This is a genomic window from uncultured Bacteroides sp. (genome assembly GCF_905207245.1).
In the GTDB taxonomy this organism is placed as follows: Bacteria; Bacteroidota; Bacteroidia; order Bacteroidales; family Bacteroidaceae; genus Bacteroides.
Window position 1 is genome coordinate 1 of sequence record NZ_CAJLKP010000118.1, and the last position, 11,339, is coordinate 11,339.

Sequence of the window (11,339 nt, forward strand, 5' to 3'; positions counted from 1 at the left end):
TGCTTCCATATGAATTTCTAATTTTAGAAGTGTCAACTTATTCAGTACACTACAAAACGCAAGTTTCCTACCGGTAGGAAACTTCAAACACTTATATATCAATACATAATACAGGAGATACTGGACTTTTCAAAATAGCTTTTCAGAATAGACTTGATATAGCCATAAGACGGATAATTCGTCAACCAATCGTATTCCTTTCCATTCATATATTTTACTAGTAACTTCTCTTTTCATTAAATTACAAACGTTTTAATAACAAAGCAAAAGTTATCCTTAAAAGTGTAGAATAAGTTCAATATATTTTAGTAGAGTATACTCAAAGGCAATATTTTATTCATACCTTTGCCACCAACAAAATAACCGACCTGATGACAAACCTAAAGATTACGACAGCATTACTTACTGTTTTATTACTACTATCTTCTTGTTCACACAAAAGCGAAACAGGAACATTATTCTCACATGCCGATGCACTTATGGAAGAATATCCCGACAGTGCACTCCGATTATTGGATTTACTGCCGGAAGAAATAGAAGAACTTTCCGATAAAAAATGCGCACGCTATGCATTGTTGCTTGCACGTGCTACGGATAAGTGCAAGCTCTCCTTGCTACCTTGCGACTCGCTGCTGAACGTGGCATTAGATTATTATGACGATGATGAAAAAGAAAAAGCAGTAGCGCTGCTCTATAAAGGTAGGCTGGCTGTTGAGATAGAAAAAGTAAAGGAAGCTATCTCATATCTTCAAGAAGGATTGACCATCATACAAAATTTCCCGAAAGAACTTAAAACAAAAAATCTGCTACTCAGTTCATTGGGGAATATCTATTTTGATACCGGGTATTATGACAAATCTATAGGTATATACAAAGCTTTGTATCAGTGCTGTACCACAGAACTGGAAAAATCAATAGCACTGAACAATATCAGTACATACTACTGCTTAATAGATGAAAAGGACTCTACCCTAATGTTTCAACGCAAAGCACTAAATTATGCTATAGCCTCGGGAGATTCTCTACAGATTGCGATGTCCAAGCACAATTTAAGTCTGGAGTTTGATGGATTTGACGAACTTGATTCTGCCTTGTATTATGCACAAAAAGCCCTTATAGAACTACCACAAAAAGAGAATCATGGAAATTACTATTTTAACCTCGGAGACCTACTTCTAAAGACAGGAGGAAACAAAGACTCAGCCCGGTATTATTTAAACAAAAGTTTGGAGGATATACCCATTGAAGGTAAGACCTCTTGTTTAAAAAGCTTATACAATCTTGAAAAAGAAAACGGAGATTACAGAACAGCAAATACCTATTTGGAGGAACACTCGGCCATCATAGATTCTTTATATTACATGGAACAGTCAACCGAAATACAACAATTGATCTATGAATACGACACAAAAATGCAAGTAAGAGAGGAACAAATAAGAGGCAATCGCATTGTACGAAATACTATCGCAGGTTTCGTATTCGTTTGTCTCCTAATTATAATTATCTATCAAAACCGCATAAACCGGAAAAAGCAGCTTCAGCACCAATACGAACAATCCTTAAAGCAAACACTAAATAAATTGTCTTCTTTAGAAGCCACTATTGAAAATAATCAGTTAATTATCGGCCTACTACAACAGGAACGAATTAATTTAAGACAAGAACATGAAAACAAAGAACAGCAAATAAAAGAAAGAGAGCAAGCCATATCTGATTTAAAGAAAGAAAAACAAAAATTACTCAATTGGTTATTTAGCCAGAGTAGTATTTACAAAAAAGTGATTACACTATCCAAACAAATAGTTTCGGATAAAAAGGAAATGAAGGTATTGACTACTGCCGAACAAGAGCAATTGAAAAACACTATATTCGAAATATACAATGATAACATTTCCTTCCTCCATAAGAACTATCCCAAGCTGACCGAAAGTGATCTATTGTTCCTTTGCCTACAAGAAACTTCTCTTGAGCCGTTGTCCATTGCAATTTGCTTTGGTTATAGCAATACACATCCTCTCAACCAGAAAAAATACAAAATAAAGGAGAGAATGAATGAAGAAGAAAGCAAGATATGACTCTTCACTTTGCTATCTATCTATTTACCAACACTTTGTCTTTTCATAGTATGACTGCAAATCTTCGTTCATAATAATTGTTTGCCCTAACTTTGTAACCGAAAAATAACTAAACTATTATTGTAATGAAAAGAATTGTAACATTCGTACTAGTAACTTTGTGCCTGTCACTACACGTCTCCGCACAAGTAAAAATCGGTGTAGATGCAGGAATGAATCTGACACACTTCAAGAGCAGTGATAATTATGTTCAGAAGAAAGGTGGTATGGGAGCCGGATTCCAAATTGGGGTAACTGTGGATTATGAGTTCAAAAGACACTGGATGCTGATGTCGGGGGCATCGTTCATGCAAACCCAAAGCAACATGGAACTGCCGTATAGTATGCATCCCCAATTTCCAGATGTTAAGATAAAACTAAACCATATTATTATCCCGCTAAAGGTGGGATACAATATCCAGATTAGCAATAAATTAAGTTTGATTCCTTCTGTCGGAATATATGGTTCATATAACTTTAGTGCCGGCAAATGCCCATTAGAAATCACATCTCCAACTGATGGCAAGGCAATACATGAAAAGTGGAACCCAATGAAAGGATATTCGGGTGAATTTCCCAGTGGTAACTCACCCGATTATTATTATAATCTAGAACTTGATGCTCTCCGTCACTGGACTTATGGAGGAGTTGCGGGACTGAAAGCGGTAGTTAACGGACATTACGCAGTATCTTTCCAGTACTATGAATCCATTAAGGAAATACAGAGCCAGTGTGATATAAGGGATTATGGATATCAATTGTCTGTAGGATATACATTCTAAATCATAGACTTTGAGAATCCATAGCCTTCTCTAATCCCGAAATATCATGTTTTTTGCGGAATGAAATCCGTAAAAAACATGATATTTTAGGATTTACGTTTATTATCTAAATCAATCTCACAGCGAGATTTATCAGACGACCAATAACAAATACTCAATTCCTTTATTGCTTTCAATTGCTGCAATACATACTAAATGTGATACAATCGCAAAAAGTCGTCCTTAAAAGTGTAGATATACACAGAAAGTCGTCCTTATTTCTGTTATAGTCCACATGAAAAGGGGGGAAGACTTTCCAAACACGAAAGCCTTCCCCTCTTTTTATTCCCATCGGAGAACTCGCCTCTCCTTTATCCTTTCTTTTTCTTCCGCTTCTTTGCAGACTCCACCGCCTCGGCAACCACCGGTTTATTTTCAAATCGCTTGGTATAACCAGTATAATCCGGAACAGTGCGCTCATACGTCGGGTCTACGAACAACGGGCTCGAAATGATATGGTCTGCCGTACTGCGGTTGCAGCAGAAGACGATATTCTCTACTCCGGCAAGGCGGGTCAATGCCTTTACATCCGTATCGTGCGGCTGCAAGGTCATGGGGTCGGTGAAGAAGAAAAGATAATCAATCTCACCGTCCACAATGCGGGAACCCATCTGCTGGTCGCCACCCAAAGGACCGGATTTCAAGATAGTGAAGTCCCATTCTACATCGGGATGTTTTTCTTTAAGGGCTTCAAGGATGAGTGTCCCCGTAGTGCCTGTACAATAAAACTTGTGCCCCATCAGCAGTTCCGAGTTCCAGAGAACCCATTCTATGAGGTCTTTCTTCATGGCATCGTGTGCCACCAATCCAATCTTTCTAACTAATTTTTCCATAATCTGAATAATCTGTGGTGAGAAAGCTACAATTGTGAGAAGTACTTCTTCCTACGACAGTAATACTGCGCCAAGATACTGCTTTTTGTCCATTCGGGTATCACGGAAAGGGAAGTTTTTTTTAAGTTCTCTTCACGGGCCGGAGTGAAGGAGGAACGCAACGAACGATATTCACGTCGGGCACGAACCACTGCCAATGCGTTGGAGAACTGCATTTTAAGTAAAAAGCTCAATGCCGCCACATAGTCGAGGAAAGCACGTATACGCATTACCGGAACCAAATCTTCTGCCGGCAGGTTCTTGTAGAGCATGACAAGATTATTACGGAAATTGAGGAAAGTCTTACGGGGATTTTCTTTTTTCAGCGTAGCACCACCTACGTGATAAACCACGCTCTGCGGTACACATACAATCTGCCGCCTCCGGGCACGAAGCCGCCAGCACAAATCTATCTCTTCCATATGGGCAAAGAAGCGTCCATCCAGTCCGCCGGCTTCGCGATAATCTTCCAGACGGATGAACAAAGCCGCACCCGTAGCCCAAAACACAGGAATAATGGTGTCATACTGTCCCCTGTCCTCTTCGACCACCCCCATAATCCGACCGCGACAGAACGGATAACCATAACGGTCGAGAAAGCCGCCTGCTGCCCCGGCATATTCAAACATCTCCTTCTGTCGCCAACTGCGTATTTTGGGTTGGCATGCAGCCGTCTCAGGATGTGCGTCCATATAAGCAGTCAATGGGCGGAGCCAGTGTCCGGTTACTTCCACGTCCGAATTGAGAAGTACCACATACTCGGCATCCACCTGCCGCAAAGCCAGATTATAACCATCGGCAAAACCGTGATTTTCTTTCAGCAAAATTAAACGCACAGAAGGGAATTCACGGCGAAGCATCTCCACAGACGCATCCGTAGAACCATTATCTGCCACATACACCACCGCGCCGTCCGCCTCGGAATGGCTTACCACGGAAGGAAGAAACGAATGGAGCATATCGCATCCGTTCCAATTCAATATGACAACTGCTATCTTATCCATTTTGTTTCACATCTTCGCGTCTCAGTTTCCAGCGCTTATGCGACCAGAACCAATAAGCAGGAGCACGGCGGATGGTTTGTTCCAAGCGGCGCGCAAACAGTTCGGTGATTTCTCCATCGGCAGTCTGCTTCGGGGTTTCAGTCAGCAGATCGAAATACGCTTTACAATATCCTCTGCGATGTTTTTCCAACTCGCAATAAAAAACAGGATAGTTCATCATCTTGGCAATGCGCTCACCTCCATCCATAAATACGGTGTCCTGATTCAGGAAAGTAGTCCAGTGGTTGGCTTCATTACGGTTAGGCGACTGGTCGGTTATCAACCCTACAACCACCCGTTTGCCCTCACGGCGCAACCGGATGATTTCGCGAGCTGTAGAATGTTTCGGCACATTGTAGCCACCGTGGCGGGCACGGATAATCTTAAACATCTCGTCCACATACTTGTTCCGCAAAGGTTTATAGACTTGCAACGGCACATCGCCCGGCTTCATGAAGGCTCCCATCGCCGTCAGCCACTCAAAGTTGGCATAGTGGGGAATAAGTACAACGATACCTCCGTGCTTTTCAATCATGGCAAGATATTCTTCGGTATTGCCATACTCCATACGCCGGGAAAGGTCTTCAAACGACATACGCATCATCTTGATTTCCTCCAGCATATAGTCGCAGATATAGTGATAAAACTCACGCTCAAGCTTACGCAGTTCTGCTTCGGACTTTTCAGGAAAAGAATTCTTCAGATTCCTGCGGATCACCCGGCGACGATAATGCACCACATACCGCATCAGGAAGTAGAGTCCATCGGAAAGTACATAGAGCAACCGGAAAGGGAGCAGTGCCAAAAGCCACATACCCGCGTAGGTCAGCCAGTAGACAAGTTTCGATTTCATATTTTTCTTATACCTTATTATAATAGGAGTGTTCCCTGCAAAGCTGTTCCGTCTTCATTGAAATCGCCCAGACGGACGGATATCACCTGATTATCCAAAGCATCCTGATGGGGAACTTCCACACGGATGTAGTTGGCAGTGAAACCGTGCATGGGTGCATCCGGTTTGGAGCGTTCCAGCAATACGGGCATGGTTTGCCCGATATGGCGTGCGTAAAATGCACGCGTCTTTTCGTCCGAGAGTTCCAATAGGCGCTGGCTGCGACGGTGTTTTTCTTCCGGGCTCACCACATGGTCTATCTTCAATGCCTGTGTACCCGGGCGTTCGGAATAACTGAACACATGGAGCTGGGTCACATCCAGGCTCTTGATAAATTCATAAGCCTGCTCAAAATATTCATCCGTTTCGCCACGTGTACCCACAATCACATCTACACCGATAAAGGCATCGGGCAGCACTTCTTTCACTCTCCGCACTTTGGAAGCGAAAAGCTCCGTATCATACCTGCGGCGCATCAGTTGCAACACTTCGTCGCTACCGGATTGCAACGGAATATGGAAGTGCGGCATGAAGCTGCGGGAATGGGAAACAAATTCAATAATCTCATCAGTCAGCAAATTCGGTTCTATGGAGGAGATGCGATAACGTTCGATGCCCTCCACTTCATCCAGTGCCCTCACCAGGTCAAAGAAAGTCTCTCCGGTACTCTTGCCGAAATCGCCGATATTGACACCTGTCAGCACGATTTCTTTTCCGCCATCGGCTGCCGCCTGACGTGCCTGCTCCACCATGGAAACCACCGTTCCGTTGCGGCTCCGGCCACGGGCAAAAGGAATGGTGCAATAAGAACAGAAGTAATCGCAACCGTCCTGCACTTTCAGGAAATAGCGGGTGCGGTCGCCACGCGAACAGGACGGGGCAAACGAATGGATGTCTTTCAGCGCCGAAGTGTGCGCTTCACCGGACTCATGCTTTTGCAAATCGCCCAGATACTGAAGCAAATCTTTCTTCTGCTCGGCACCAAGCACAATATCTACTCCTTCTATCTTTGCCACAGCTTCGGGTTTCAACTGGGCATAACAGCCGGTTACAACCACGAAAGCTCCCGGATGCTGTTTCACCAGGCGATGAATGGCCTGACGGCATTTCTTGTCCGCCACTTCCGTCACCGAACAAGTGTTCACCACGCAGATGTCCGCTTTCTCTCCCTTACGTGCTGTGCGCACGCCCGCTTCCCGCAAAATCTTACCGATAGTGGAGGTCTCAGAGAAGTTCAGTTTGCACCCCAACGTATAATAAACCGCCGTCTTATCTTGAAATATAGTGGTATCAATCATATCTATCTAAACACATTTCCGCCACAAAGTTACATATAATTCTTAGAATTTTCCTACTTTTGCACAATTCATCAATTTTCGTGCAATGATTCAAGAAAACTTTATCAAACTCTACGAACAGAGTTTCCGTGAGAATTGGGACCTACCCTGCTACACCGATTACGGTGAAGATGAGAGTTATACCTACGGACAAGTAGCGCAAGAAATAGCTAAATTGCACTTACTGTTCAAACATTGCAGCCTGCGGCGGGGCGATAAAATCGCCATTATCGGCAAGAACAATTCCCGTTGGTGCATTGCCTACATGGCTACCATCACATACGGTGCTATCGTGGTACCCATCCTGCAGGATTTCAATCCGAACGATGTACATCATATAGTTAATCATTCCGAATCCGTATTCCTTTTTACCAGCGATTCCATCTGGGAGCATCTGGAAGAAGAACGCCTGACCGGACTACGTGCCGTATTTTCCCTCTCCGACTTCCGCTGCCTGCACCAGCGCGACGGTGAAACGGTAAATCGTTTCCTCAAACATCTGGATGAAGAGTTGCACGAGACTTATCCGAAAGGTTTCCGCCGGGAAGATGTGGAATATACCACTCTTTCCAATGATAAGGTGATGTTGCTGAACTACACTTCGGGCACCACCGGTTTTAGTAAGGGGGTCATGCTGACGGGAAATAACCTGGCCGGAAACGTCACCTTCGGCATCCGCACCGAGTTATTGAAAAAAGGAGATAAGGTTCTGTCTTTCTTACCATTGGCTCATGCCTATGGTTGTGCTTTCGACTTCCTCACGGCTACTGCCGTGGGCACCCATGTCACTCTTTTGGGTAAAGTTCCTTCTCCCAAGATTCTGATGAAAGCCTTTGAAGAGGTGAAGCCGAACCTGATAATCACCGTGCCGCTCGTTATCGAGAAAATCTATAAAAACGTTATCCAGCCCATCATCAACAAAAAGACCATGAAGTGGGCACTCAGCATCCCCTTGCTCGATGGTCAAATCTACGGGCAAATCCGCAAAAAACTGGTGGATGCGCTGGGCGGACGCTTCAAGGAAGTCATCATCGGCGGAGCTGCCATGAATCCGGAAGTGGAAGAATTTTTCTATCGCATCAAATTCCCATTCACCATCGGTTATGGCATGACGGAGTGTGCACCACTTATCAGCTATGCTCCTTGGAATGAATTCGCCCCGACATCTTCCGGTCGTGTGCTCGATATAATGGAAGCACGTATCTATAAAGAAGATCCTGAAGCCGAAATTGGTGAAATTCAGGTACGTGGCGAGAATGTGATGGCCGGATATTACAAAAATCCCGAAGCCACCAAGGAAGTCTTCACCGAAGACGGCTGGCTACGCACCGGCGATTTAGGCAAACTGGATAATAATGGCAACCTCTATATCCGTGGTCGCAGCAAGACCATGATTCTCAGTTCCAGCGGTCAGAACATCTTCCCCGAAGAAATCGAAGCACGTCTCAACAACCTGCCGTTTGTACTGGAAAGCCTTGTTATTGAGCGCAATAAGAAACTGGTGGCTCTGGTTTATGCCGATTACGAAGCTCTGGATTCTCTTGGATTGAACCAACCGGAAAACCTGAAAGCCATCATGGACGAAAACCTGAAGAACTTGAATAGCATCGTGGCGGGATACGAAAAAGTAAGCCAGATTCAGCTTTATCCGACTGAGTTTGAGAAGACTCCCAAAAGAAGCATCAAACGCTACTTATATAACAGTATTGCAGAAGATTAGTATGTTTTATAACATACAAAAAGGTCAAGAAAAGCGCTGAGCTCCAAAAAAAACATAAAAAAAGTTGGTATTTGGAGAACAACATATTGAAAAAGTACATACCTTTGCAACGTTTTAATAAAGCAATTGATTGTATTACGTTTTTAAAAAGCAAAGAAAATGAAAAAATTAGTTTTGATGGCCGTAGCTATTGTAGCAGTATCATTCGCATCTTGTGGTAACAAACAAGCAGCAGCTGAAAAAGCAGCAGCAGACTCAATCCGCATCGCTGACTCAATCGCAGCAGTAGAAGAAGCAGCTGCAGCAGCAGCCGAAGCAGCAGCAGCCGCAGCAGCTGATACTGTAGTAGTAGATAGCGCAGCAGTTGTAGCTGAATAATTTCAGAACAACACACTGAGAGAATTGAAAGTCTGACGTGTAAAAGCACGGACAGACTTTTTTTATGTCCCTTTGCTTTCTTGTTTTTAGATTATTCTTACCTTTGCTTGATAACTATTATATACTGATTATCATGAAAACAAATCTATGCCAGAAAATACGAAACATGAGCACTGAATACAAACTCGGTGATTTCTTCCGCAATCTTATTGCCGTCATCTTAGGTATCGTTATCACATTTGTGGGTAGTGATATGATTACAGAACACAATACACAAAAGGAAATAAAAACAGCATTGCTATTAGTAAAAAGTGAACTTCTCATAAATAAAGAACAAATAATAGGGATGGGCGACCAAGTTGCACTGGAACAAAGAGCAGCTCGTTATCTGTTAAAGTACAAAAACAGAATGCAAGAAGCGTCGCAAGATTCTCTAAAACAGTATAGCCATCTTCCCTTTCAATCGTACAGCTTTTCCATAATCAATGATGCGATGGAGATGCTCAAGAGTTCCGCGCTCATCCAGAAAATCAATGATAAAAAACTTGCTATACAAATAATTAAAACGTATAGCTCCATTAAAGCAGCTTATGAGCATTTCCAATTTTTCAATACAACTAAAAGGGAATTGCAAGAGAAGTTCGCTGCTGTTCCAGAAATCCAACGCTATCTTATAGAGAATAGCGTGATTAATTGGGATTTTCTCTTTAAACATCTGGAAGCAGTCGCGCTGGTTAACCAAATCCCGCAAATACAAAATGCCGAAGCTTATAATTATTATATAGCATCTGTTGATGAAACCATTGCTGCTATCGACAAGCTATACAACTAAATAATTAAGTGTATGAAAAAGAAATTAAAAGAGATTATCACATCCCCTACCACAACAAGACGGTTAGGAGATTTTATCTGCAATTTTACAGCAGTAGTGTTAGGCATCATTATCACCTTCTGGGGTAGCGATTGGATTGAAGAACGCAAACAACAGAATGAAGTTAAAAAAGCACTGTCATTGGTGAAAAATGAAATGATGATAAACCGGGAATGTATAGAAGAAATGATGAAACAAGAGATATTCGAGAAACAAGGCGCTCAGTATTTGCTTCAATATATAGATTGTATAGAGAAAGCTTCACCCGACTCTCTGGAAAAATATGACAACTTTGCCTTACTATCGAGAGACTACATCTATATAAATGATGCCATGGAAATGCTCAAATCATCCACCCTTCTACAAAGTATCGATAATAAAGAAATAGCCACTCAACTTATAAAAACTTATACGGCCATAGAAAGGGCTTACAAAACAGCTACATCCTATGAAAACAACAAAATGAACAGAGGCGGAAAGCTACTGGACAATAATGAAATACAAGTATTTTTAGTAGAAAACAGAGAGAGAAACTCCTGGATGGAAACATGGAAATTCTTATTTAAATATCCGGAAGGAATTACCCTGATAAAGAGTATTTATGATACCCACTCGAATCCTACCCAGATATACAGTCAATATTTACAAGCCATTGATGAAGCAGTAGCTGCCATTGAGAAAGAATATGAGTAAAATAAAAAAGCCCAGCTCCTCTCGGAAACCGGACTTTTTTCTATATATGAAGTTTTCAATTATGCTTCTTCAGCAACTACTTCGAAAGGAATTTCTACAGAAACTTCCTTGTGCAGCTTAACGATAGCTTTGTACTCGCCAACTTCTTTCACAGCGTCTTTTACAACGATGATCTTACGGTCAACTTCATGACCTAACTTAGCCAGCGCTTCTGCAATCTGGATGTTACCAACAGAACCGAAGATAGTACCGGTTGAGCTAACTTTAGTAGCGATCTTCAAAGATACACCTTCTAATTTAGCTGCCAATGCTTCAGCATCCTTTTTGATTTTTTCCAGTTTGTGAGCACGTTGCTTCAAATCTTCAGCCAACATTTTCTTTGCCGAGGGAGAAGCAATCACAGCTTTACCTGTCGGGATGAGGTAGTTACGACCATAACCAGACTTAACGGTTACGATGTCGTTCTTATAACCCAAGTTTACAATGTCTTCTTTCAATATAATTTCCATACTTTCCTCCTCCTATTATTTCATCATGTCAGTTACATAAGGCAACAATGCCAAGTGACGGGCTCTCTTTACAGCTTGAGCTACACGAC

At 42.4% G+C, this 11,339-nt stretch carries 11 protein-coding genes and 1 pseudogene; 6 read left to right on the forward strand and 6 right to left on the reverse strand.

All coding sequences use genetic code 11. The features are described from left to right. The first annotated feature begins 371 nt into the window (after positions 1-371). Complete coding sequence (locus QZ135_RS22985) at positions 372-2,075, forward strand: hypothetical protein (protein WP_294615106.1); 1,704 nt, start codon at positions 372-374, stop codon at positions 2,073-2,075. Between the two features lie 125 nt (positions 2,076-2,200). Beyond that, a complete protein-coding gene (locus tag QZ135_RS22990; protein ID WP_294615110.1) occupies positions 2,201-2,896 on the forward strand; it encodes an outer membrane beta-barrel protein in 696 nt (231 codons plus the stop codon). Positions 2,897-3,246: 350 nt separating this feature from the next. Here the strand turns inward: QZ135_RS22990 and QZ135_RS22995 are convergent, their stop codons facing one another. From QZ135_RS22995 to mtaB, 4 genes are read right to left on the reverse strand one after another with little or no spacing between them, the layout of a single operon-like run. Beyond that, entirely contained in the window at positions 3,247-3,768 is a 522-nt protein-coding gene (locus QZ135_RS22995; RefSeq protein WP_294615113.1) for a methylglyoxal synthase, read from the reverse strand. 26 nt (positions 3,769-3,794) lie between these two features. Continuing rightward, complete coding sequence (locus QZ135_RS23000) at positions 3,795-4,811, reverse strand: glycosyltransferase (RefSeq protein ID WP_294615116.1); 1,017 nt, start codon at positions 4,809-4,811, stop codon at positions 3,795-3,797. Continuing rightward, positions 4,804-5,703 carry a lysophospholipid acyltransferase family protein gene (locus QZ135_RS23005; RefSeq protein WP_294615119.1) on the reverse strand — a complete coding sequence of 300 codons (900 nt, stop codon included), beginning with the start codon at positions 5,701-5,703 and terminating at the stop codon, positions 4,804-4,806. Before QZ135_RS23005 ends, QZ135_RS23000 begins: the two co-directional genes overlap by 8 nt. Before the next feature lie 17 nt (positions 5,704-5,720). Then, positions 5,721-7,040 carry a tRNA (N(6)-L-threonylcarbamoyladenosine(37)-C(2))-methylthiotransferase MtaB gene (gene mtaB / locus QZ135_RS23010; RefSeq protein WP_294615122.1) on the reverse strand — a complete coding sequence of 440 codons (1,320 nt, stop codon included), beginning with the start codon at positions 7,038-7,040 and terminating at the stop codon, positions 5,721-5,723. Positions 7,041-7,125: 85 nt separating this feature from the next. On the opposite strand from mtaB, the gene QZ135_RS23015 reads away from it, so the two are divergent. The 4 genes from QZ135_RS23015 to QZ135_RS23030 all read left to right on the forward strand — a co-directional run bounded on the left by QZ135_RS23015 (position 7,126) and on the right by QZ135_RS23030 (position 10,741). Then, positions 7,126-8,799 carry a long-chain fatty acid--CoA ligase gene (locus QZ135_RS23015; RefSeq protein WP_294615125.1) on the forward strand — a complete coding sequence of 558 codons (1,674 nt, stop codon included), beginning with the start codon at positions 7,126-7,128 and terminating at the stop codon, positions 8,797-8,799. Between the two features lie 159 nt (positions 8,800-8,958). Further along, a complete protein-coding gene (locus QZ135_RS23020; RefSeq protein ID WP_294615127.1) occupies positions 8,959-9,177 on the forward strand; it encodes a hypothetical protein in 219 nt (72 codons plus the stop codon). 133 nt (positions 9,178-9,310) lie between these two features. Then, positions 9,311-10,009, forward strand: coding sequence for a hypothetical protein (locus tag QZ135_RS23025; protein WP_294615130.1), 699 nt, complete (start codon positions 9,311-9,313; stop codon positions 10,007-10,009). Between the two features lie 12 nt (positions 10,010-10,021). Next, positions 10,022-10,741, forward strand: coding sequence for a hypothetical protein (locus QZ135_RS23030; RefSeq protein ID WP_294615132.1), 720 nt, complete (start codon positions 10,022-10,024; stop codon positions 10,739-10,741). A 59-nt stretch (positions 10,742-10,800) separates the two neighbouring features. On the opposite strand, the gene rplI is transcribed toward QZ135_RS23030, so the two are convergent. Together rplI and QZ135_RS23040 are read right to left on the reverse strand one after the other, a co-directional pair. Continuing rightward, complete coding sequence (gene rplI / locus QZ135_RS23035) at positions 10,801-11,250, reverse strand: 50S ribosomal protein L9 (RefSeq protein WP_009130611.1); 450 nt, start codon at positions 11,248-11,250, stop codon at positions 10,801-10,803. A 15-nt stretch (positions 11,251-11,265) separates the two neighbouring features. After that, a pseudogene (locus tag QZ135_RS23040) lies at positions 11,266-11,339 on the reverse strand (30S ribosomal protein S18); the annotation flags it as partial.